Consider the following 21,147-nt stretch of genomic DNA (forward strand, 5'->3'; position numbering starts at 1 on the left):
CAACCAAGGGGCGCCGCGGGACCTCCCCGCGGCGCCCCTTCCTTTTGAGCATGCGCAAGGTGCAGGGTCCCGCGATGTGGGACAGGACCAGCTGAGGAGGCCCCGCCCATGCCCATGCTGATCCGCCTGATCCTCGCCGCTGCCGGCGCGCTTGCCACACTGCTGGTGCCGCCGCTTTCCGCGCTCCACCCCGTGCTGCAGGGCATGACGGCGCTGCTTCTCGTGGCCGTCCTGGTCCTGGTCTTCGCCCTGATCAGCCGTCGCTGACATTCCCGCGCGGGGTGGCTATCCTCCCGCGCGATGGCGATTCTGCAGGCCGTGCTGGGGCTGATGGCGGCCTGCATCCTGCTCGCGCTGCTGGCGCGGGCGTTGCGGCTTCCCTACGCCGTGGTGCTGATCCTGGCCGGCATGGCGCTGGCCTTCGCCCCTGGCGTGCCTCGCATCGCGCTGGATCCGGAACTGGCGCTGGCCTTTTTCCTGCCGCCGCTGCTGATGGGCAGCGCCTACCGCACGGACTGGCAGGCCTTTCGCCGCAATCTGCGCCCTATCCTGCTGCTCGCCGTGGGCTGCGTCGTCTTCACCGCCTTTGCGCTGGGTGCCGTGGCGCGGCTGCTGGTCCCCGACCTACCCTGGGCGGCGGCGCTGGCGCTGGGCGCCATCCTGGCCCCGCCCGACGCGGTGGCCGCCGCCGCCGTGCTGCAAAGGCTGAACCTGCCGCGCCGCATCGTCACCGTCCTGGAGGGCGAGAGCCTGGTGAACGACGCGTCCGCCCTCGTGCTCTATCGCCTCGCCATCGTGGCCGCAACGGCGGGAAGCTTGTCGCCCGCGGCGGCGGTCGGCTCCTTCCTGCTGCTGGGCGGGGGCGGGATCCTGGTGGGCTATGCCGTCGCACGCTTCACCGGCTGGGCGCTGCGGCAGCTGGAGGACACGCTGCTGGAAACCGCGCTGTCCTTCCTCGCCGCCTTCGCCTCCTTCCTGCTGGCCGAGGAGCTGGGGCTTTCGGGCGTCATGGCGACCGTCACCTGCGGCATCTGGCTCGGCCGCGCCGCGCATCGCGTCTACTCCGCCCGCACACGGCTGGAAGCGCGGGCGGTGTGGGACTTCGTCGAATTCGCCCTCACCTCGCTCGTCTTCATCCTGATCGGGCTGCAGGTGAACGCCATCCTGTCCGACCTGCAGGGGCGCGGCACTTTCGAATTGGCAGGGTTGGCACTGGCCATCTCCCTCGCCCTCATCGCGCTCCGGTTCCTATGGGTGTTCCCGGCCGCCCTGCTGGCCAGGCTTCTCCCAGCCTTTTGGCGCGACCAGCCCGACCTGCCCTGGCAGCAGGTCTTCGTTCTTGGGTGGTCCGGAATGCGCGGCGTGGTGTCGTTGGCCGTCGCCCTGGCCCTGCCCATCGGCTTCCCCGAGCGTGACCTGCTGGTCTTCCTCGCCTTCTGCGCCATCCTCGCCACGCTGGTGGTGCAGGGCACGACGCTGGAATGGGTGATTCGCCGCCTCCGCCTCACCGTGCCACCCCCGCCCGACGGGCTCGCGCCGGAGGAGGCGACGGCGCGCCAACTCGCGGCCCAGGCACGGCTGCGTACCATCGAAGAGCGGTTGCGCGACGAGTTGTATGGCGCCATCGCCGCGGACCTCCTGCCCGAATACCGGGACCGCCACGCCCATCTAGAGCGGGTCCGACGCGGCGGCGGTGCGGCGCGGGCGGAACGCGCCGCGCGCCGCGCCTTGCGGCTGGAGGCGCTGGAGGCCGCCCGCGTCGTGCTGCGCCAACGCCATGATGATGGTGAATTGCCGGAGGAGTTCCTGGTGAAGCTGAACGAGGAACTGGACTTGGAGGAAGGCCGGGTGAAGCGCGCCCTGGGATGAGCATCGCCCCTGCCCTGGAGGAGGCGCGCCGCGCCCTACTGGATCTTTCCACGCGCAACCGCATGCTCTCCCTGCCCGGCGAGGCGCGGGGCCGGCGCGTGCTGCGGCTGGAAGGCGACCCCGCCGCCGCGCTGGCGCGGCTCGAAGCCGGTGACGCCATCGCCTTCGGCCCATCTGCCCCCTTCCGTACCGCCCTGCCGGCCAAGGAGCTGGAAACGCGGCTGCGCGGCATCGCCGCCGATGCGCGGGCGGCACGGGAGGAAACCGGCGTCGCCTCCCTCTTCCTGGCCTTCGGCACGCTGCACTGGCGCGACACCCGCACGCCGGAGCGCGAGCGCGAGGCGCCGCTCGCCTTCCTGCCGGTGACACTGACGCGCGAAGGCGTGTCCTCGCGCTTCCGCCTTCGCCTGGCGCCGGGGGAGCCGCAGGAGAACCTGCCCCTGCGCGAGAAATTCGCCCGCGAGTTGCGGCGCGAACTCCCGCCCTTCGACCCCGCCGCGCCGCTGGCCTGGGCCGGGCTGCTGTCCCCGCACTTGCCGGAAGGATGGCGCGTGGAGGAGGGCAGCATCGTCCTGGGCCTATTCGGCCATGCGCGCTTCCTGATGTGGCGCGACCTGGACCCGACGCTGCATCCGGGCCTGCTGTCGCACGCCCCGTTGCGCCGCCTGCTCGACCCCGCTCCGCCCACCGAAACGTCGCCCCCCTTCGAGGATGACGCCGACGTGGACGCCGCCATCCCGGTGGAGCGGCTGGACCATGTCGTGCCAGTGGACGGTTCCCAGGCCCTGGCGGCGGAGGCGGCGCGGCGGGGCGGAGACCTCGTCATCCAGGGGCCGCCCGGCACGGGCAAGAGCCAGACCATCGTCAACATCCTGGCCCAGGCCATCCTGGACGGGCGCACGGTGCTGTTCGTCGCGGAAAAGGCGGCGGCGCTGGAGGTGGTGCAGCGCCGCCTGGCCGCGCTGGGCCTCGATCCCGCCATCCTGTCCCTGCATGACGAGGAAACGGGGCCGCGCGCCGTGCTGGATGCGCTGCGCGAGGCATTGGCGACGCCGCGCCCCGAGCCGATGGACCGCGAGGCGGCGATTGCCCGGCTGGGCGATTTGCGCGGACGCCTCAACCGCCACGCCGCCGCGATGCGCGACCGCTTCGGCGGCATTCCCGTGCACGAGATCGCGCAGCGCCTCGCCCTGCTGCGGCAGGACGGCCCGGCACCGCCCTTCCGCCTGGATGGCGCGGAAGCCTGGAGCCCGGCGCGGCGCGACGCGCTGCGTGAGGCGGTGCCCACGCTCGCGGAACGCGCCGAGGCAGCGCGGGGTCCCTGGGCGGGAACCGTGCCCGCGGAGACGTTGCCCTCCCTTCCACCCCTGATCCGCCGCCTCGCCGCCGCGTCCGGCTCGGTGGAGGAGGCGCAGCGTGCGGAGGCAGCGGGCGCCCCGCCCTTGCCTGCCGAGACCCTTCCGGCGGTCCGCGCCCTGCTGGCGGACCTTGAGACGATCGCCCGGGCGCGCGTCGATGCGCGCATCGCCAACCTGGATACGCCGGAGGTGGAGGAGGCGGCCGCGCGGCTGGCGCGCCCCGGCGGGCTGCTCGGCTTCCTCGATGGCGAGCGCCGCGCAGCCCAGCGCGTGCTGGATGCGGCGCTGCGTGACCCCGCCGCCCTGCCGAGCCTCCTGGCAGCGCGGGAGGCGATGCGGCGCGTGGCGTCCAGCCCCCTGCCCCGCGACGCCGCCACGCTGCGCGCGGCCCTGGAATGGCACGCAGCGCATGGCGCCACGCCGCCCCTGGACGACACCGCGCGCGACGCGCTCGCAGCGGCCCGGGAGGCCTGTGGCGCGCTGGGTCTGCCCCTTTCCGGGCGCTTCGGCGATCTCGCCGCGCGCTTGGCCACGCTGGCGGCAGAGACCGACGCGCTGCCCCGCTGGCGCCTGTGGCTGCGCGCGCGGGAGGCGGCGCCGGAACTGGCGCCGCTGGCCGATGCGCTGGCAGTCGGCACCCTCCCGCCCGAGCAGGCGGAAGCGGGTTTTGAGCGTGCCCTGTTCGAGGCGCTGTGGCGCGCGGCGCTGCGCGCCCATCCGGAACTCGCCGCCTTTGACGGCACGGCGATGGACCGGCTGGTCGAGTCCTTCCAGGTCGCCGATGCGGCGCGGGTGCGACTCGCGCGACATGAGGCCCTGCTGCGCCACGCCGAGCGTGCGGCGGCGCTTCGCGGCGGGGCGGAGCCGGCCTCCATGGGCTTCCTGCGCGGCGAGATGGAGCGGCGGCGCGGCCACGCCCCGGTGCGGACCCTGCTGGCGCGCGGCAGCGCGGCGGTGCGGATGCTCAAGCCCGTGCTGATGATGAGCCCGCTTTCCGTCGCACGCTTCCTCGCTAACCCCCACCACGCCACCCAGCCGGGCTTCCCGCTCTTCGACCTCGTGGTGATGGACGAGGCGTCGCAGATCGAGCCGGTGGACGCGCTGGGCGCCATCGCGCGCGGCCGGCACTTCGTCGTGGTGGGCGACGACCGTCAGATGCCGCCCACGCGCTTCTTCCGCCGCGTAACGGAGGAGGAAGACGAAGCCGAGGCCGAGGAGGAGGCCGACGGTCCCGCGGCGCGCGACGTGGAAAGCATCCTCGGCCTCGCCGCCGCGCGGGGCGTGCCCAGTGCGCTGCTGCGGTGGCACTACCGCTCGCGCCACGAAAGCCTGATCGCCACCTCCAACGCCGAGTTCTATGGCGGGCGGCTGCTGGTCCTGCCCTCGCCCCTGCCGCGCTCTCCCGCGCTGGGCCTGACCCTGGTGCGGGTGGAGGGGCGGTTCCGCGACAGCCACAATGCGGAGGAAGCGCAGGCCGTGGCCGAGGCGGCGATGCGCCATGCGCGCGAGACGCCGGGCGAGTCACTGGGCATCGCCGCCTTCGGCATCGGCCAGCGCGACGCCATCATCGCCAAGCTGGAGGCGCTGCGCCGCGACAGCCCGGACACGGAGGCTTTCTTCAGCGCCCACCCGCACGAGCCCTTCTTCGTGAAGAACCTGGAGAACGTGCAGGGCGACGAACGCGACGCGATGCTGATCTCCGTCGGCTATGGGCGCGACGCCGATGGGCGCCTCGCCCTGCGCTTCGGGCCGCTGGCGACGGAGGGTGGCGAAAGGCGGCTCAACGTCCTCATCACCCGGGCACGGCGGCGCTGCATCGTCTTCACCGGCCTCGCGCCTGAGGAGATCGACCTGTCGCGTGCCGGCGGGCGCGGCGTGGCGGCGCTGCGGGCCTTCCTCACCTTTGCCGCCTCCGAGGACGAGGCCAAGCAGGCGGAGGCGGCGGACACGCCGCTCGGCGCGCTGGTCGGGCCGGTGCTGCGCGCGGGCGGACTTGAGCCGGTGTCAGGGGTGGGCGCGGGGCGGCTGCGCGTGGACGTGGCGGCGCGGCGCGACGGGCGCTTCGAATGGGGCATCGAAGCCGACGGGGCCGACTGGTCCGGGCTGCGCTCGGCGCGAGACCGCAGCAATGGCTGGACCGAGGCGCTGAAATCCATGGGCTGGCGGCTGGCCCAAAGCTGGACCCTCGACTGGCTGGACCGTCCGCGCGAGGCGGAGGAACGGCTGCGCGGGACGCTTGGCCTCGCCGCTCCGGAAGCGGCGTCGCCCGCCCCGGACGATGCCGGGCTGGCCGCGCCCTACGCGGAGGCGGCGCCGCGCCTCGACGCGCCGCTCGACGCCCTGCCCTTCGCGCGCCTCGCCGAGGCGGCGGCCGAGGTGGTGGCGGCCGAGGCTCCCATGCCGGAGGAGGCGCTGGCGGAACGGCTGCGCCTCGCGCGCGGGGAGGCGCCGCTTTCCGCCGTCGAGCGCGCGGCGCTGGCCCAGGCGCTGCGCCTTGCCCGGTCCCTGCACGGGCTCCACGAGGAGGGAGGGTTCTGGTTCGGCGAGGCGGCGCCCGATTTCCGTCCGCGCGACCGCCGCGCCGCCCTGCCCGCGCTGCGCCGCGCCGCTGCCCTGCATCCGCGCGAGCTGGAGGCGGCGGCGCGCGCCCTGCTCGAAGCGCGACCGATGACGACGGAGGCCGAGGCGGCGCGCGGCATCGTGCGCATGCTGGGGCTGGAAGCGGGGGCCGAGGCGGCGGTCGAGGCACGTCTGGCCTTGCTTTCGGGCAACGGGACGCTGCGCTTTCCCGGCTGAATCACCGCGTGCCAAGCTGCGCCATGCCCCGATTCGCGCAGCAGGTGACGTTCCTCTACGCCGAGGACCCGGAAGCCAGCTGGCGCTTCTACGAAGAGGTGCTGGAGCTTCCCCTCGCGCAGGATCAGGGCTCGTGCCGCATCTACGAGGCGGCGGAAAGCGGCCGCGCCTTCCTGGGTGTTTGCCGCGCCCGCGCCCCGCGCAGCGAGGAGAATCCGCGCGCCGAAGGCGGCGTCGTCTTCACCTTCGTCACGCCGGATGTAGAGGCATGGCATGCGCGCCTCGCCGCCAAGGGGGTCGATCTGCCGCCTGCGCCCGAATGGTCGGAGGCGTATCGCGTCACGCATTTCTTTCTGCGTGATCCGGCGGGCTACCTGCTGGAGGTGCAGCGCTTCGACCGGCCCGACTGGCCGGAGGCGGCGCGCTCCTAGCCTGACAGCCTTTGCAGCAGCGACAGGAGATGCGCGCGCTCCCCGGCGGAGAGCGGGGCCAGCAGCGCCTCGTTGGCGCGGCGCCCGGCTTCCTTCGCCTCGGCAAGCAGGTCGTGGCCAAGCGGCGTGACGGACAGGACACGGGTGCGCCGGTCCAACGGGTCATTGGCCACGCGCAGCAGGCCGCGCGCAGCGAGGCGCCGCACCACGCCCTGCACCGTCGCCGAATCCATGGCGGCGAGGCGTCCCAGCTGGTTCTGCGTGGCGCGCCCGGCTTCGGAAAGCCGCAGCAGCGCGGCGAATTGCGGCCCGGTGAGGCCATGGCCCGCGGCGCATTCGCCGAAGAGCGCCTGGTATCGCTGATGGGCGCGCCGAAGCAGGTGCCCCGCCGAGGCGTCGAGGCGATAGGCCCGTTCGGGCACCGCGCCCGCAGGCGCGATCAGGTCGAGGATCTCGCTCATCACGGTCCCGGCTTCGTCGCGTCTGGTTGCGCCGCAACAGCTGGCGAGTCAAGCGCCAGATGCATTGCGGGATTGCAAGTGCCGAAGTCGTTCTTTAATCGCAGAGAACCGCCAGAGAGCGGGGGCCTTGTGCCAACAGGGGCACAGATCAAGGGAGTGGGACATGACTGAAGCCGTCTCCGGCAGCCGCCGCGGACTTCTCAAGGCCGGCGCCGTCACTGCGGCCGGCGCCGCCGTGCTGGCAACCCCCAATGTAAGCCGGGCCCAGACGGTGACGCTGCGCTTCCAGTCCACCTGGCCGCAGCGCGACATCTTCCATGAATTCGCACAGGATTACGTCAACCGCGTGAACGCCATGGCGGGCGGCCGCCTGCGGCTGGAGCTGCTGGCCGCGGGCGCCGTGGTCGGCGCCTTCCAGGTGCTCGACGCCGTGCATTCCGGCACGCTGGATGGCGGGCATGGCGTGTCGGCCTACTGGTTCGGCCGCAACCGCGCCTTCTCGCTCTTCGGCACCACGCCGCCCTGGTTCGGCGACGCCAACCAGATGCTGGGCTGGTTCTATTATGGCGGCGGCGAGGCCCTGTATCGCGAGCTGCTGCACGACGTCCTGCGCATGAACGCAGTGGGCTTCATGTCGGGCCCGATGCCGACCCAGCCCCTGGGCTGGTTCCGCAACCCGATCGAGCGCGCCGACCAGATCCGCGGCCTGCGCTACCGCACCGTCGGCCTTTCCACCGACCTGTTCCAGGAGATGGGCGCGGCCGTCGTGGCGCTGCCGGGCGGTGAGATCGTGCCGGCGCTGGAGCGCGGCGTCATCGACGCGGCGGAGTTCAACAATCCCTCCTCCGACCGCGTGCTCGGCTTCCCCGATGTCGCCAAGAACTACTACATCCAGAGCTACCATCAGGCGGTGGAATGCTTCGAGATCCTGTTCAACCGCCAGAAATACGAGGGGCTGCCGCAGGAACTCCAGGCGATGCTCCGCCACGCCTCCGAGGCGGCCTCCGCCGACATGTCCTGGAAGCTGCAGGACCGCTACTCGCGCGACCTGCTGGCGATGTCGCAGCAGCAGGGCGTGAACGTGCGCGCCACGCCGCGCCCCATCCTGGACGCCCAGCTCCAGGCCTGGGACCGCGTCATCCAGAAGATGGAGGGCGACAACTCCAACCCGCAGGCCGGTCCGTTCTTCAAGAAAGTCTGCGACAGCCAGCGCGAATGGTGCCGCCGCGTCGGCAACTTCATGCTGCGCTACAACGTGAGCCCCGTGGTGTCCTACAACCACTTCTTCGCCCGGGGCTAAGTTCCGGTTGATGGCTTCCCGGCCCGGCGAATATCACGCCGGGCCGTTTTTTTCGCGCCTGCGCAGGGAGTGACAGGGGGATGACGGACAGCCTCGTAGTCGGGGGGCTTGCGGGCCTCGTCGTGGCGGCGCTCATCGTGGGCATCGCCTTTTCCGGCGCGCATTTCGTGCAGCGCGCCCTGCTGGCCGTGGACCGGTTCTCCACCCTGATCGGCCAGATCTTCGCCTGGACCATCCTCCTGTTGACGGCATCCATCGTCTACGAGGTCTTCGCGCGGCGTTTTTTCTCCTCCCCGACCAACTGGGGTTACGACGCGCAGTACATGCTCTACGGCCTGCTGTTCATGTTCGCCGGCGCCTATGCGCTGTCGCGGAACGGGCATGTGCGGGGTGATTTCCTCTACCGCATGATGGCGCCGCGCAAGCAGGCCATGCTCGACTGCCTGCTCTACATCCTGTTCTTCTTTCCCGCGATCTTCGCCTTCATGATCGCCGGCTGGCACTTCTTCGAGCTGAGCTGGATCCAGAACGAGCGCTCGATGTTCAGCCCCTCCGGGCCGGTCATCTGGCCTTTCAAGGGCATCATCCCGGTCGTGGGCTTCATCCTGCTGCTGCAGGGCCTGGTCGAGACGGTGCGCTGCGTGCGCTGCATCCGCACCGGTGAATGGCCGCAGCGCCTGTCGGACGTGGAGGAGCTGGACCAGATCATCCTCGCCCGCGCCGCCGAGGCCGAAGACCCCGAGGATCTCGCGCGCAAGATCGCCGAAGGCGACGACACGACCCTCACGAACAAGAGCACCTGAGCCCATGATGTCCGACGCCGCGCTGGGCCTCACCCAGCTCCTGCTCTTCCTGTTCTTCATCCTGCTGGGCTTCCCCATCGCCTTCACGCTGATGGCGATGGGGCTGTTCTTCGGCTATCTCGGCATGGGCGACCGCATCTTCGACCTGCTGATCCAGCGCACCTACGCGGTGATGTCGAGCGACGTGCTGATCTCCGTCCCGCTCTTCGTCTTCATGGGCTACATCATCGAGCGCGCGAACATCCTCGACCGGCTGTTCCGCTCGCTGCAGATGGCCTCGGGCAATATTCCCGGCTCGCTCGCCGTTGCGACGCTCGCGACCTGCGCGCTCTTCGCCACCGCCACGGGCATCGTCGGCGCGGTGGTGACGCTGATGGGGCTTCTCGCCTTCCCCGCCATGCTGCGCGCCGGCTACGACGTGAAGCTGGCCTCGGGTGTGGTCTGCGCGGGGGGCTGCCTCGGCATCCTGATCCCGCCCTCCATCATGCTGATCCTCTATGGCGCGACCGCGGGCGTCTCGGTCGTGCAGCTCTACGCCGCCGCCTTCATCCCGGGCGTCACCCTGGCAGGGCTCTACATCGTCTATGCGATCGGCATCGCCATCATCAAGCCGGAGGTGGCGCCGCGCCTGCCGCCCGATGCGGTGGCAGTGCCGATGCACAAGATTCTATGGGCGCTGCTGACCAGCTTCCTGCCGCTGGCGCTGCTGATCGCCATGGTGCTGGGCGCCATCCTGATGGGCCTCGCCACGCCTTCCGAGGCCGCGGCGATGGGATCGCTCGGCTCCATCGTGCTGGCCATCGCGTATCGCGCCTTCACCTTCGAGAAGCTGAAGGAAAGCGTGTTCCTCACGGCCCGCACCTCCGCCATGGTGTGCTGGCTCTTCGTCGGCTCCTACATCTTCTCGTCGGTCTTCGGCTATCTCGGCGGCCAGGGCGTGGTGGAAGAGTTCGTGAAGTCCCTGCCGCTCAACACCTTCACCTTCATGCTGCTGGCGCAGGCGATCATCTTCGTCCTGGGATGGCCGCTCGAATGGACGGAGATCATCGTGATCTTCGTGCCGATCTTCCTGCCGCTGCTCGACAATTTCGGCGTGGACCCGCTCTTCTTCGGCATCCTGATCGCGCTGAACCTGCAGACCTCGTTCCTGTCGCCGCCCGTCGCCATGGCCGCCTTCTACCTGAAGGGCGTGGCGCCGAAGCATGTGAGGATCGAGGACATCTTCCGCGGCTGCATGCCCTTCATCTACATCGTCATCTTCACCATGCTGATGGTCTACATCTTCCCTTCCATCGTCACCTGGCTGCCCGAGACCCTCTATGGCAACCAAGCCGGGGCGCCCGCCATCCAGATGGATGCGCCGCCCTCCGGTGGCTTCCAGGAAGAGGAAATTCCCGAACTGCCGCCGCTGCAATGAGCGGCGCTTCCAACTGGCTGGCCGAGGCGTGGGAGACCGGCAACTCCCTTGCCCCCCTGCCGCCCGAGGTAGCACCGCTGGACATCGCCGAGGGCGAAGCGCAGGCAGCCGCGCTGGTGGAGGCGCTGGGCCTGCCGGTCTGTGGCCTGCGCCTTGCGCGCGGGCCGGGAGGCAATTGGCTGTCCGCGCCGCTGCTGGAGGGACGGATGCTGCGCGCCGGCACGCCGGTGGCCCTCGCTGCGCTGCGTCGGCCGCGGCTTTCCGCCGGGGTGCTGGGCGTGCTCGCCACGCCGCTGGAGGCGGAGGGCGAGGGCGAGGCGGAGTTCAGTGCCCTCTATCCCGCCCTGGACGTGGCGGCGACGCGCTTCACCGAAGGCCCGGCCGATGCGGCACAGCTCGTGGCCGATCTTGGCGGACTGGGGCAGGTGCTGGTGGGGAAGCGCTCCCTCGCCCCCCTCCCCGCTTCCGCCGAGGCGCGGCTGGGGCGGCGCGGCGCGCGCCCGCGTCCCATCCACGAATCGCTGGGCGCGCTGATGGCCCGCGCCGCTGCCGAGGCGCGGCGCTGGGGCGGGCTGCCCGCGGGCGCGGTGCTGCTGGTGTCAGGGCTGGGCGGCGAGGCCGAGCCTCAGCCCGGCGAGAAATGGTCCGCCGCCATCCATGGGGTCGGGCGCATCGGCGGCGAGTTCGTCTGACGGCGCTTCGGTAGTTTCCCGCAGGGCGACAAGTCCGGGCGGCGTCGCATAATCCCGGCGCTTCCCCGGAATGGGTCATGCCGAACCACAAGAACTCGCCCCTGCGTCTCGTCGCCTCGGATGGCGTGAAGGTCACGCCGCCAGATACCGGTCCGCGCCTCCAGCCCGAGGCCGTGGAGGCGCTGCGGCAACTCTGCGACCTCGCCCGCACCGTGGCGCGGGACCAGCTGCTGCTGACCGGGCTGCGTGCCGACGAGACGCTGGCCGGCGCCGTGCTGCGCCTGGCGGAGTTCGACGCCTCCTGACCTTCACTCCAGCCGGATGTTGAGGTCGCGCACCACCGATCCCCAACGCTCGCGGTCGCCCGAGATGAAGCTGCGCGTTTCCTCCGGCGTCATGGTGACGGGCAGCGCCGCCTGGGCACGGAACACTTCCTGCACCTGTGGATTGCGCAGCGCCTCCGCCGTCACGGCGGCGATGCGCGTGGCGCCGGCCTGCGGCATGCGCGCGGGGCCGAGCAGCCCGAACCAGTTGGCCGCGTCCACCGGCGTCCCGAGTTCCTTCAGCGTGGGCACGTTGGGCAGGAGCGGGATGCGCTCATCGGCGCCGACGCCGAGAATCTTGGCACGCCCGTCGCGCGCGATGGCCTCGGCCGGGCCGGCATTGAGGAACATGCAGTCCACCTGCCCGCCCAGCACCGCCGTGCTGGCCGGGGCGGCGCCCGTGAAGGGCACGTGCAGCAACTCCAGCCGCGTCTCCTTCATCAGCCGCTCCATCGCGAGATGCGAGGTGGAGCCGATGCCCCAGGAGGCGTAGGTCATCCGCCCCGCCTGGGCGCGCGCCCGGGCGAGGAAGGCCTCCAGCGTCTCCACGCCCAGCCCCGGGCGCGTGATCAGCACGAAGGGCCCGCGCGCGAAGATCGTGACCGGGGTGAAGTCGCCGACCGCGTCATAGGGCAGGCGCGGATAGATCAGCGGATTGATCGCATGCGTCTCGGCATTGCCCAGGATCAGCGTGTGGCCATCGGGGCGCGACTGCGACACGGCCTGGGTGCCGACCGCGCCATTGGCGCCGGGCCGGTTCTCGATGACCACCGGCTGGCCCAGCGGCCCCGCCATGGCCGGGCCGAGGGCGCGGATCACCACGTCGGCCAGGCCGCCCGCATTCCAGGGCACGATCACGCGGACGGGCTGGTCCGGGAAAGCCAGGGCCGGGGCGGCGAGCGGCAGCAGCGCGGCCGCCCCAAGCAGCGCGCGGCGGGTGACGGGAGCGTTCATGGCGTGTCCTCCGGGATCGGGCGGCCGGGGCTTGCCGCCCGGTCCTGTTACCGATCACACGATGCGTCAGCCCGCCCTGTCAATGGCGATCCGGGCGCGGCGCCACGTCGAGGCGCACGGCGATGCCCTCAAGTTCCGGCGAAGGCGCAGGATAGCGTTCCATCACCAGCAGATCGTGGCCGGGCACGATATGCGCCTCGCTCGATGCCGCGCGCCGCAGCCGGTCATAGCCCTCCAGCATCTCGCCGACATGGAAGGCGACGGTGAAAGGGCGCCCCTGTTCCATGTTCGCGTAGAAATGCGTAACGTCGGAGGCCAGCACGACCTGCCCGCGCGCCGTCTCCACCGACACGAATTGCAGCCCCGCCGAATGCCCGCCGGTGGGATGCAGGCGCAGCCCCGGCCAGGGCTCCACCACGCCGTCATGGAAGGAGACGCGTCCGGCGAAGTTCATCCGCACCATGCCCACCACATCCTCCGGCTCGAAGGAATGGGCGAGGTGGCGGTGCCGCATGTAGCGGCCCGTGGCGTAGTGCATCTCCTCCTCGCGGAGGTGGAAGCGCGCGCGGGGAAACAGGTGGAAGGAGCCGACATGGTCGTAGTGGAGGTGGGTGATGACCACGTCCTCCACCGTCTCCGGCGCGATGCCCAGCAGGCGCAGGGATTCGGCGGGGCAGCGCAGCCATTCGCGCCCGCGCCGTGCCGCCACCTCCGCCGTGAAGCCGGTATCCACCACCACGGCGCGCCCGTCGCGCACGCAGGCCCAGACGAAGTAGTCCATGGGCATCGGCCCATCATGTGGATCGCCGCCGATGAAATGCGCGGAGGCGGTGGCGTCGCGGCGCGCATAGCGCAGCGCATAGACTTCCCAGCTCATGGCTTGCTCCCGCCGATGGTCACACCAGCCCAATCCTCCAGCACTTTGGCGACGCTGGTGAAGTCGCTCTCCGGCCCGTGCTTGGCGCTGGTGACGGCCAGCATCTGCCGCACCGCGCTGCCCACCACCATCGGGATGCCCATTGCCTCCGCCTCCTCCACGCAGAGGCGCACATCCTTGTGCGACAGGCCGGTGGTGAAGCCGAAGTCAAAGCTGCGTGGGATGATGGCTCTCGGGAACTTGTCCTGCGTCGCGCTGTTGCGGCCGGAAGAGGCGTTGATCACCTCGCACATCAGCGAAGGATCGAGCCCGGCCTTCACCCCCATGGCGAGCGCCTCGGAGGAGACGACGAGAGTCGCGGCGGCGAGGAGGTTGTTGCACAGCTTCATGACCTGCGCGGCGCCGGGCTGCTCGCCGCAGAAGAAGGGCCGGCCCATCACCTTCAGCACGGGCTCCAGCGCGTCGAAGCGGGCGCGAGGACCGGAGACCATCACGGCCAGCGTGCCGGCCGCCGCGCCGGACTTGCCGCCACTCACCGGCGCGTCCAGCACGTCGCGTCCCGCTGCGGCGAAGGCCTCGTGCACCTCGCCCGCGACGCGCGGACCGGTCGTGGAGAAATCCACCAGGGCGCGGGCGCGCTGGCCTTCCAGCACGCCGCCAAGGCCGATCGCCACGTCGCGCACGATGGCGGGGGTGGGGAGGCTCACCAGTACCACGTCGGCGCGGTCTGCCACCTCCCGCGGGCTGCCCGCGGCCTCCGCGCCCTTGGCGACCAGCGCCGCCACCGCTTCTGGCACGCGGTCATGCACGACGAGACGGTGCCCCGCCTCCAGCAGGCGCGTTGCCATGGGCCGGCCCATCTGACCCAGCCCTACGAACCCGATGACCTGATCCGCCATCTCCACGTTTCCCCTTCAGCCTTGCGGCGATGATACCGGTATCACCATAAAGGCCAAGGGCGCGGCGTCAGGTGCTCGCGCGCTGGATGATCTCGAAGCCCAGGTCGAGCACGGCCGGGCCGGATTGCCGTCCCGCCAGCCGATCAAGGAGCATGCGAGCGGAGCGAGTGCCGATCTCATGCCGGGGCAGGCGCAGCGTGGTGACGGGTGGATTGAGCTGGGCCAGCAGGTCCACGTTGTCGAAGGCGGCGATGGCCACCTTGCCCGGCACTGCCCAGCCGCGCCGCTGGCATTCCAGCACGGCGCCCGCCGCCAGCACGTCGCCCGCGAAGAAGATGGCGTCGGGCGGCTCCGCCCCTTCCATCAGCCGTGCCAGCGCCTCCGCTCCCGATACCAGCCCGGATGGCATCTCCAGCATGAGGCGCGGATCCTGCGGCCGGCCCAGTTCCGCCAGCGCCTCCAGGAAGCCGTCACGCCGATCACGCGAGCGGGCATTGGCGGCAGAGGGCAGCGTCACCAGCGCCACGCGCCGGTAGCCAAGCCGGGCGAGGTGGCGGGTCATCGCCTTCGCCGCCTCCCGGTTCGAGTAGGAGACGACCATGTCCAGCGGCTCCGCCGGCACGGTGCCGTTCTCCACCACCGGAACCCCGGCGCGGCGGATCATCCGCACCGTCGCCTCCGTGTGCAGCGTGTCGTGCAGGATCAGCCCCGCCACGCGCTGCTCGAGGAAGGCGCGGATCGCCGCCTCCTCCGCCTCCGGGCTATAAAGGCTGTCGGCAATCATCAGCTGGAATCCCTCGCGCCGCAGCACGTCGGAAATCCCCTTCACCGTCGCGGCGAAGAGCGAGTTCTCCAGTGACGGGACCACCAGCCCCACCACGTCGGAGCGGCGCGAGGAGAGCGAGCCGGCGAGGCGGTTCGGCACGTAACCCACCTCGCGCACCGCCGCCTCCACTCGCGCCCGCACCTCCGGCGAGACGCGCGAGGGCTCGCGCAGGGCGCGGGAGACGGTCATGGCGGAAACCCCGGCGGCGCGCGCCACGTCGCGCATCCGTGCGCCGCCGGGTGGGTCGGGCAGGTCGTGCATGCCCGCCTGCTCTACTCCATCCGGATGCGTGCGTCGCGGACCACGCGGCCGATCTTCTCCACCTCCTCGCGCATGAAGGCGCCGAAGGCCTCGGCAGTGCCGCCGACCACCTCGGCCCCCATCTCCAGCAGGCGCGCCCGCTCCTGCGGCTCCGCGATTACGGTGTTGAAGGCGGCGTTGATCCGTTCCACCGCGCGCGGCGCCATCCCGGCGGGGCCGAGGCAGGCATACCACTCGTCGATCGCGAAGCCGGGCAAGCCGGATTCCGCCACGGTCGGCACCTCCGGCAGGTAGGCAGCCCGCTCCGCCGAGGTGACGGCGATGGCGCGCAGCGAACGGTCCCGCACGAAGGGCAAGGTCGAGGAGGCGTTGCCGAACATCAGCTGGATGTGGCCGCTCACCAGATCCGCCAGGGCCGGCCCGCCGCCGCGATACGGGGCATGCACCATGTCCACACCGGCGGCGAGCTTGAACATCTCGCCCGAGATATGGACGGCCGAGCCGATGCCCGGCGAGCCGAAGGTGAGCGCGCCGGGCCGCGAGCGGGCCAACGCGATGAGGTCCCTCACCGAATGCACCGGCAGCGAGGGATGCACCACCAGGATATTCGCCACCCGCGCGAGGTTGATGATGGGCGCGAGGTCGCGCACCGGGTCATAGGGCTGGCGGGACAGCAGCGCCGCCGAGATCACGGTCGAGGTGACCATGCCGAAGCCGTGCCCATCCGGGTTCATGCGCGCCATCTCCGCCGCGCCGATGGCGCCCGAGGCGCCGCCCCGGTTCTCCACCACGATGGGCTGGCCCAGCAGGGCGGAGAGGCGCGGCTGGAATTGCCGCGCCAGGATGTCGGTGGTGCCGCCAGGCGGCCAGGTGACCAGGAGGCGAAGCGGGCGCAAAGGGAAATCCTGCGCAAGGGCCGGGGTCTGAAGCCCGGTGGCGAAGGCGGTGCCGATCGCGGCGCGTCGCGTCCATCTCATGGTTGTTCCTCCCAGTTCTTTGTCATGCTGCGGACCAGCCGCCATCCATCGGCAGCGCCGATCCGGTGATGCCATCCGCGTGGGGCCCGCACAGGAAGGCGACCAGGGCTCCCACCGCAGCCGCATCCACGAAGCGTCCGCTGGGCTGCTTGCCGCCCAGGAAGCGGCGCGAGGCTTCCGCCTCGTCCAGCCCTTCGCGCGCCATCAGGTCGCGCAGGCGTTCCTCGATGTTGGGGGTCCGCGTGGTGGCGGGGCAGAGCGCGTTGCAAGTGATGCCGCTGCCTGCCGTTTCCAGCGCCACCGCGCGGGTGAGGCCGAGCAGCGCGGTCTTGGTCACCACGTAGCCCGCGCGCCCCGTGGCGCCGACAAGGCCGTAGATGGAGGACATGTTGATCACCCGCCCCCAAGCCCGCGCCCGCATCCCCGGCAGCAGCAGCCGGATGAGGTGAAAGGGGGCGGAGAGATTCACCGCGAGGTCGGCATCCCAATCCGCCTCCGACAGCGCCTCCACCAGCGCGAAGTGGCGCGTCGCGGCGTTGTTCACCAGCACGTCCACCGGCCCGGCTTCCGCCGCGAGGCGCGCGACCGCCGCCTTGTCGGCGAGCTCGGCGCGCAGGTAGCGAGTGGGAACACCCCATCGTCCCGCGACCTCGGAGGCGACTGCCTCGCCCTCCGCCTCGGATGCCAGGCCATGCAGCACGACGCCGCAGCCCAGCGCCGCGAGGGCCTCGGCGGCGGCCAGGCCGATCCCGCCCGTCGAGCCGGTGAGGAGGGCCGTGCGCCCGGCCAGGGAACGGGAGGTCGCTTCTGCTATCGGTATCACGGCGCGAGCCTATTCCTCGCCCGCTTTGGGCCGCAAGCCGCGGGTGGCCGGGTTGCGGCCATCCATGGCCGTGGTTAGCGTTACCACGAACCGGAGGAAGCCCATGCCCCTTCTCGCCCGCCGCGCAGCGCTGCAGGCCGCGCTCGCCCTCCCCGCGCTCGGGGCGCAGGCGCAGGGGCGCTGGCCACAGCGTCCCGTGCGCCTGGTCGTCCCCTATGCGCCTGGCGGCGGCACGGATGTCTTCGCCCGCGCCCTGGCGGAAGGCCTGCGCCCCGTCCTGGGCCAGACGGTGACGGTGGAGAACCGCTCGGGCGGCAACGGCGTCGTGGGCAACGAGTTCGTGGCGCGGGCCGAGCGGGATGGCTCGGTCTTCCTGGTGGATACCGGCTCCTTCAGCCTTAACCCGCACGTCGTGCCCAACCTGTCCTTCTCGCCGCTGCGTGATTTCACCCATGTCTCGCTGCTGTCGCGCTTCCCGCTGATGATGACGGTGGCGAACAACCAGCCCTTCGGCGACGTGCGCTCCCTCGTTGCCGCGGCAAAGGCCGCGCCGCGCAGCATCGGCTTCGGCACCTCGGACGCTGCCATCTCGCTCGCCGGCAATCTCTTCGCCCGCCTCGCGGGGGTGGAGATGGTGGAGGTGACCTATCGCGGCGCTGCGCCCATGCTTAACGACCTGATCGCCGGCCACCTGCCGGTGGGGTGGAACAGCACCGTCGCCGCGCTGCCCCACATCCAGGCCGGGCGGCTGCGCGCCTTCGGCGTCACCATGGCCGAGCGCTCCGCCCTTCTGCCCGAGGTCCCGACGCTGCAGGAGGCAGGCGTGCCGGGCTACGAGTTCGCGGGCTGGTATGCCATGGCGGCGCCCGCGGGCCTCGACCCCGCCATTGCGGAAGCGATGTGGAGCGCGATCCAGGCGGCATTGCAGGAGCCGAACATTCGGCAGCGCCTCGCTGCCATCGGCGCCGATCTGAAGCCGCTCGGCCCCGCAGGCTTCACCGCCCTGCTGCGCGAGGAGGATGCGCGCTGGCAGCAATTCCGGCGCGACGGCCTGCTCGGGCGCGCAGGGTGAGCGCCTCGGTCGCGGGGACGCTCGGCCGCTTCGTCGCGGAAACCACCTGGGATGCGATTCCCGAGGCGGTGCGGCGCGAGGCGCCGCGCGCCCTGCTCAACCATCTGGGCTGCGCGCTGGGTGTGGCGCGGGACAAGGCGGTGCTCTCCGCCCTCGCCGTGCTGCGTCCCTGGTCCGGCCCCGCCGTCGCGACCGTTTATGGCCAGGGCACGCAGCTCGACCCCATGGCGGCGAGCTTCGTCAATTGCGTGGCCGGCAATCTGCTGGATTTCGACGACACGCATCTGGCGACGGTGATCCACCCGGCCGCGCCCGTCGCGCCGGTCGCCCTGGCGCTGGCCGAGGCGCGTGGCCTGTCGGGGCGCGAGGTGCTGCACGCGCTGCTGCTGGGGATGGAGGTGGAGTGCCGCATCGGCCTCGGCGTCTCGCCGGGGCATTACGACCGGGGCTGGCACATCACCTCCACCTGCGGCGCCTTCGGCGCGGCGGCGGCGGCATCGCGGCTTCTGGGCCTCGATGCGGTGCGGACCTCCCATGCGCTGGGCCTCGCTGCCAGCCAATCCGCCGGCATCGTCGAGAACCTGCCGAATTCCGGCAAGAACGCCAGCATGGGCAACGCGGCCAGGAACGGCCTTCTCGCCGCACTCCTAGCCGAGGCGGGCTGGGACGCCGCGCCCGGCGCGGTGGAGGGGCGGCTGGGCTGGGCGCGCGCCACGGGTGACGCGCCGGACGTCGCGGCGATGGCGGGCGATCTCGGCACGCGCTGGGAGGTGTCGCGCATCACCTACAAGCCCTATCCGGCCGGCATCGTGTTCCACGCCGTGATCGAGGCGGCGCTGCAGCTGGGCGTCGCGCCGGAGGAGGTGACGGAGGTGGTGGCCGAGGGCGACGCGCTGCTGCTGGCGCGTGGCGACCGTCCGGTGCACAGCCGCGGCGATGCGCGCGTCTCCATCCATCATTCCGTCGCTCTCGGCCTCGTGCGCCGGCGTGCCGGCGTCGCGGAGTTCGAGCAGGGGGCGGTGGACGACCCCGCCCTGGAAGCGATGCGCGCGCGGGTGCGCGCCAGGCTGGACGCTTCGTTGCCGCGCGGCGCCGCGCGCCTGACTGCCACGCTGCGCGATGGATCGCAGCGCGTCGCGCTGGTGGAGCACCCGACCGGGAGCGAGGCGCGGCCGATGAGCGACGCCGCGCTTGAAGCGAAGTTCCGCGACAACCTCCAGCTGGGCGGCTTCGAAACCCGCGCCGACGCGCTGCTGCACACAGTGCGCGGGCTGGAGCGGGCATCGGGGGTCGGGGAGCTGGCCGCGCTGCTGGTCTGAGCGTCACGCCGCTTGCGGGCGGTGGCGGGGCGGCCTAGCCTCCCGACCGATCGGTCGGTCACGCCTTCGGGCATGGTTCCGGCGGAAGCGGAGGAAACAACGAACCATGTCACGCCACCACCGGGAGGGCGGCCGCGCCGCCGCGTTCGCCTTCGCCCTGCTCGGCGTGGTGCTTCCCGTCGCGGTGGGGGCGCAGACGCTGACCATCGGGGCGGGCGCGCCCATCTCCTCGCTCGACCCGCATTACCACCAGCTCCGCTCCAACGCGGAGGTGTCGCAGATGCTGTTCGGCACGCTGCTGACCACCGACGCCCAGGCACGCCTCCTGCCTTCCATGGCGGAAAGCTGGCGCCCCATCGGCGATGCGGGCTGGGAGTTCACGCTGCGCGAAAACATCCGCTTCCACAATGGCCGCCCCTTCACCGCCGACGACGTCGCCTTCACCATCGAGCGCATCCCCACCGTCTCCGGTCCCGGCGCCTCCTACGGGACGCATGTGCGGCCGGTGCGGCGGGTGGAGGTGGTGGATGCGCGCACTGTCCGCTTCCATACGGACGGCCCCTTCCCGCTCCTGCCCGTGTATTTCAGCCAAGTCTTCATGCTGGGGCGCGACATCCACGCCAACGCATCCGGCGGCGACTTCAACGACGGCAAGGCGGCGATCGGCACAGGGCCGTACCGCCTCGCCTCCTACACGCCGGGCGACCGCATCGTGATGGAGCGCAACGACAATTGGTGGGGCGGCACGGTGCCCTGGGCGACGGTGAATTACCGCATCATCACCAATGACGCGGCGCGCATGGCCGCGCTGCTCGCGGGGGATGTGGACTTCATCGACCAGATCCCGACGCGCGACGTCGCGCGGCTGCGGCGGGATTCGCGCTTCCGCGTATCGGAGACGACGAGCCTGCGCACCATGTATGTCACGCTGGATTCCACCCGCACCCCACCCGTGCCGGGGATTTCCGGCACCGAGGCGAACCCGCTCGCCGATATCCGCGTGCGGCGGGCGCTGTCCCTCGCCATCAGCCGCCGAGCGCTGGTGGAACGGGTGATGGATGGGTCGGCGCTGGCCACCACCCAGTTCATGCCGCCGGGCACCTACAGCCACATCCCCGACATGCCGGTGCCCGATGCAGACCCGGCCGCGGCGCGTGCCCTGCTGGCCGAGGCTGGATACCCGAACGGCTTCGCGATCACGCTCGGCGGCTCCAATGACCGCTACATGAACGACTCGCAGATGGTGCAGGCGATCGGCCAGATGTGGACGCGCATCGGCATCCGCACCACGGTGGAGGCGCAGCCCTACGCCACCTTCATCGGCCGCGCGACGCGGCGTGAATTCCCGGCGGCGCTGCTCACCTGGGGCAACTCGACGGGAGAGGCGTCGGTGGTGCTGAACTCCGTCCTCCGCACGGTGGACCGGGAGCGCGGCCACGGCGCGGCGAACCGCGTGCGCTATTCCAACCCCGAGCTGGACCGGCTGGTGGGCGCGGCGGAAACCGAGATGGACGCCGCGAAGCGCGAGGATCTGCTGCGCCGGGCGCAGCGCGCGGCGCTGGACGATGTGGCGCTGGTGCCGCTCTATCTCCAGCCGGCGCTCTGGGCGATGCGGAGCAGCCTCACCTACGAGGCGCGCGCCGACGAGCGCAACGACTTCGTGGCGATCCGGCCGGCGGAGCGGTAAGG

General features: G+C 71.5%; 19 protein-coding genes. 12 read left to right on the forward strand and 7 right to left on the reverse strand.

The genetic code is table 11. The features are described from left to right. Positions 1-108: 108 nt before the first annotated feature. From JTJ31_RS06540 to JTJ31_RS06555, 4 genes are read left to right on the forward strand one after another with little or no spacing between them, the layout of a single operon-like run. The gene (locus JTJ31_RS06540) at positions 109-267 is read left to right on the forward strand and encodes a hypothetical protein (RefSeq protein WP_207537797.1); all 159 of its coding nucleotides are present in this window, start codon (positions 109-111) and stop codon (positions 265-267) included. 33 nt (positions 268-300) lie between these two features. Beyond that, complete coding sequence (locus tag JTJ31_RS06545) at positions 301-1,869, forward strand: Na+/H+ antiporter (RefSeq protein WP_207537798.1); 1,569 nt, start codon at positions 301-303, stop codon at positions 1,867-1,869. Further along, positions 1,866-6,023 carry a DUF4011 domain-containing protein gene (locus tag JTJ31_RS06550; protein ID WP_207537799.1) on the forward strand — a complete coding sequence of 1,386 codons (4,158 nt, stop codon included), beginning with the start codon at positions 1,866-1,868 and terminating at the stop codon, positions 6,021-6,023. The genes JTJ31_RS06545 and JTJ31_RS06550 overlap by 4 nt, the downstream gene beginning before the upstream one ends. A gap of 23 nt (positions 6,024-6,046) precedes the next feature. Then, positions 6,047-6,454, forward strand: a complete 408-nt coding sequence (locus tag JTJ31_RS06555; protein ID WP_207537800.1) for a VOC family protein — start codon at positions 6,047-6,049, stop codon at positions 6,452-6,454. On the opposite strand, the gene JTJ31_RS06560 is transcribed toward JTJ31_RS06555, so the two are convergent. Beyond that, entirely contained in the window at positions 6,451-6,915 is a 465-nt protein-coding gene (locus JTJ31_RS06560) for a MarR family winged helix-turn-helix transcriptional regulator (protein ID WP_207537801.1), read from the reverse strand. The two genes, JTJ31_RS06555 and JTJ31_RS06560, sit on opposite strands and share 4 nt — an antisense overlap. Positions 6,916-7,078: 163 nt before the next feature. On the opposite strand from JTJ31_RS06560, the gene JTJ31_RS06565 reads away from it, so the two are divergent. The 5 genes from JTJ31_RS06565 (at position 7,079) to JTJ31_RS06585 (ending at position 11,432) form a co-directional block, all read left to right on the forward strand. Further along, the gene (locus JTJ31_RS06565; protein ID WP_207537802.1) at positions 7,079-8,215 is read left to right on the forward strand and encodes a TRAP transporter substrate-binding protein; all 1,137 of its coding nucleotides are present in this window, start codon (positions 7,079-7,081) and stop codon (positions 8,213-8,215) included. An 80-nt stretch (positions 8,216-8,295) separates the two neighbouring features. Further along, positions 8,296-9,018: a TRAP transporter small permease subunit gene (locus JTJ31_RS06570; RefSeq protein WP_236019913.1), complete on the forward strand. Its 723-nt coding sequence runs from the start codon at positions 8,296-8,298 to the stop codon at positions 9,016-9,018. Between the two features lie 4 nt (positions 9,019-9,022). Beyond that, entirely contained in the window at positions 9,023-10,435 is a 1,413-nt protein-coding gene (locus JTJ31_RS06575; RefSeq protein WP_236019914.1) for a TRAP transporter large permease, read from the forward strand. Further along, positions 10,432-11,127, forward strand: coding sequence for a hypothetical protein (locus JTJ31_RS06580; protein WP_207537803.1), 696 nt, complete (start codon positions 10,432-10,434; stop codon positions 11,125-11,127). The genes JTJ31_RS06575 and JTJ31_RS06580 overlap by 4 nt, the downstream gene beginning before the upstream one ends. A gap of 77 nt (positions 11,128-11,204) precedes the next feature. Continuing rightward, on the forward strand, positions 11,205-11,432 hold the full coding sequence (locus tag JTJ31_RS06585; RefSeq protein ID WP_207537804.1) for a hypothetical protein: 228 nt from the start codon (positions 11,205-11,207) through the stop codon (positions 11,430-11,432). A gap of 3 nt (positions 11,433-11,435) precedes the next feature. Here JTJ31_RS06585 and JTJ31_RS06590 read toward each other — a convergent pair whose 3' ends face one another. The 6 genes from JTJ31_RS06590 to JTJ31_RS06615 all read right to left on the reverse strand — a co-directional run bounded on the left by JTJ31_RS06590 (position 11,436) and on the right by JTJ31_RS06615 (position 17,067). Then, entirely contained in the window at positions 11,436-12,404 is a 969-nt protein-coding gene (locus tag JTJ31_RS06590; protein WP_207537805.1) for a Bug family tripartite tricarboxylate transporter substrate binding protein, read from the reverse strand. Between the two features lie 79 nt (positions 12,405-12,483). Beyond that, complete coding sequence (locus tag JTJ31_RS06595) at positions 12,484-13,281, reverse strand: N-acyl homoserine lactonase family protein (protein ID WP_207537806.1); 798 nt, start codon at positions 13,279-13,281, stop codon at positions 12,484-12,486. Then, complete coding sequence (locus JTJ31_RS06600) at positions 13,278-14,180, reverse strand: NAD(P)-dependent oxidoreductase (protein ID WP_207537807.1); 903 nt, start codon at positions 14,178-14,180, stop codon at positions 13,278-13,280. The genes JTJ31_RS06595 and JTJ31_RS06600 overlap by 4 nt, the downstream gene beginning before the upstream one ends. Positions 14,181-14,247: 67 nt before the next feature. Further along, the gene (locus JTJ31_RS06605) at positions 14,248-15,267 is read right to left on the reverse strand and encodes a LacI family DNA-binding transcriptional regulator (RefSeq protein ID WP_207537808.1); all 1,020 of its coding nucleotides are present in this window, start codon (positions 15,265-15,267) and stop codon (positions 14,248-14,250) included. A gap of 11 nt (positions 15,268-15,278) precedes the next feature. Beyond that, positions 15,279-16,244, reverse strand: coding sequence for a Bug family tripartite tricarboxylate transporter substrate binding protein (locus JTJ31_RS06610; RefSeq protein WP_207537809.1), 966 nt, complete (start codon positions 16,242-16,244; stop codon positions 15,279-15,281). 22 nt (positions 16,245-16,266) lie between these two features. After that, the gene (locus tag JTJ31_RS06615) at positions 16,267-17,067 is read right to left on the reverse strand and encodes an SDR family oxidoreductase (RefSeq protein ID WP_207537810.1); all 801 of its coding nucleotides are present in this window, start codon (positions 17,065-17,067) and stop codon (positions 16,267-16,269) included. Positions 17,068-17,170: 103 nt separating this feature from the next. Between JTJ31_RS06615 and JTJ31_RS06620 the strand changes: the two genes are divergently transcribed. The 3 genes from JTJ31_RS06620 to JTJ31_RS06630 all read left to right on the forward strand — a co-directional run bounded on the left by JTJ31_RS06620 (position 17,171) and on the right by JTJ31_RS06630 (position 21,145). Then, a complete protein-coding gene (locus tag JTJ31_RS06620; protein ID WP_207537811.1) occupies positions 17,171-18,139 on the forward strand; it encodes a tripartite tricarboxylate transporter substrate-binding protein in 969 nt (322 codons plus the stop codon). Next, on the forward strand, positions 18,136-19,458 hold the full coding sequence (locus JTJ31_RS06625) for an MmgE/PrpD family protein (protein ID WP_207537812.1): 1,323 nt from the start codon (positions 18,136-18,138) through the stop codon (positions 19,456-19,458). Before JTJ31_RS06620 ends, JTJ31_RS06625 begins: the two co-directional genes overlap by 4 nt. A gap of 106 nt (positions 19,459-19,564) precedes the next feature. After that, the gene (locus JTJ31_RS06630; RefSeq protein ID WP_207537813.1) at positions 19,565-21,145 is read left to right on the forward strand and encodes an ABC transporter substrate-binding protein; all 1,581 of its coding nucleotides are present in this window, start codon (positions 19,565-19,567) and stop codon (positions 21,143-21,145) included. Positions 21,146-21,147: the final 2 nt, after the last annotated feature.

The organism is Sabulicella rubraurantiaca (genome assembly GCF_017355885.1).
GTDB lineage: Bacteria > Pseudomonadota > Alphaproteobacteria > Acetobacterales > Acetobacteraceae > Roseococcus > Roseococcus rubraurantiacus.

Excerpts from the sequence above, each read along its gene's own strand:
- JTJ31_RS06540 (WP_207537797.1), top strand. The coding sequence starts at position 109 with ATGCCCATGCTGATCCGCCTGATCCTCGCCGCTGCCGGCGCGCTTGCC.
- JTJ31_RS06545 (WP_207537798.1), top strand. The coding sequence starts at position 301 with ATGGCGATTCTGCAGGCCGTGCTGGGGCTGATGGCGGCCTGCATCCTG.
- JTJ31_RS06550 (WP_207537799.1), top strand. The coding sequence starts at position 1,866 with ATGAGCATCGCCCCTGCCCTGGAGGAGGCGCGCCGCGCCCTACTGGAT.
- JTJ31_RS06555 (WP_207537800.1), top strand. The coding sequence starts at position 6,047 with ATGCCCCGATTCGCGCAGCAGGTGACGTTCCTCTACGCCGAGGACCCG.
- JTJ31_RS06560 (WP_207537801.1), bottom strand. The coding sequence starts at position 6,915 with ATGAGCGAGATCCTCGACCTGATCGCGCCTGCGGGCGCGGTGCCCGAA.
- JTJ31_RS06565 (WP_207537802.1), top strand. The coding sequence starts at position 7,079 with ATGACTGAAGCCGTCTCCGGCAGCCGCCGCGGACTTCTCAAGGCCGGC.
- JTJ31_RS06570 (WP_236019913.1), top strand. The coding sequence starts at position 8,296 with ATGACGGACAGCCTCGTAGTCGGGGGGCTTGCGGGCCTCGTCGTGGCG.
- JTJ31_RS06575 (WP_236019914.1), top strand. The coding sequence starts at position 9,023 with ATGATGTCCGACGCCGCGCTGGGCCTCACCCAGCTCCTGCTCTTCCTG.
- JTJ31_RS06580 (WP_207537803.1), top strand. The coding sequence starts at position 10,432 with ATGAGCGGCGCTTCCAACTGGCTGGCCGAGGCGTGGGAGACCGGCAAC.
- JTJ31_RS06585 (WP_207537804.1), top strand. The coding sequence starts at position 11,205 with ATGCCGAACCACAAGAACTCGCCCCTGCGTCTCGTCGCCTCGGATGGC.
- JTJ31_RS06590 (WP_207537805.1), bottom strand. The coding sequence starts at position 12,404 with ATGAACGCTCCCGTCACCCGCCGCGCGCTGCTTGGGGCGGCCGCGCTG.
- JTJ31_RS06595 (WP_207537806.1), bottom strand. The coding sequence starts at position 13,281 with ATGAGCTGGGAAGTCTATGCGCTGCGCTATGCGCGCCGCGACGCCACC.
- JTJ31_RS06600 (WP_207537807.1), bottom strand. The coding sequence starts at position 14,180 with ATGGCGGATCAGGTCATCGGGTTCGTAGGGCTGGGTCAGATGGGCCGG.
- JTJ31_RS06605 (WP_207537808.1), bottom strand. The coding sequence starts at position 15,267 with ATGCACGACCTGCCCGACCCACCCGGCGGCGCACGGATGCGCGACGTG.
- JTJ31_RS06610 (WP_207537809.1), bottom strand. The coding sequence starts at position 16,244 with ATGAGATGGACGCGACGCGCCGCGATCGGCACCGCCTTCGCCACCGGG.
- JTJ31_RS06620 (WP_207537811.1), top strand. The coding sequence starts at position 17,171 with ATGCCCCTTCTCGCCCGCCGCGCAGCGCTGCAGGCCGCGCTCGCCCTC.
- JTJ31_RS06630 (WP_207537813.1), top strand. The coding sequence starts at position 19,565 with ATGTCACGCCACCACCGGGAGGGCGGCCGCGCCGCCGCGTTCGCCTTC.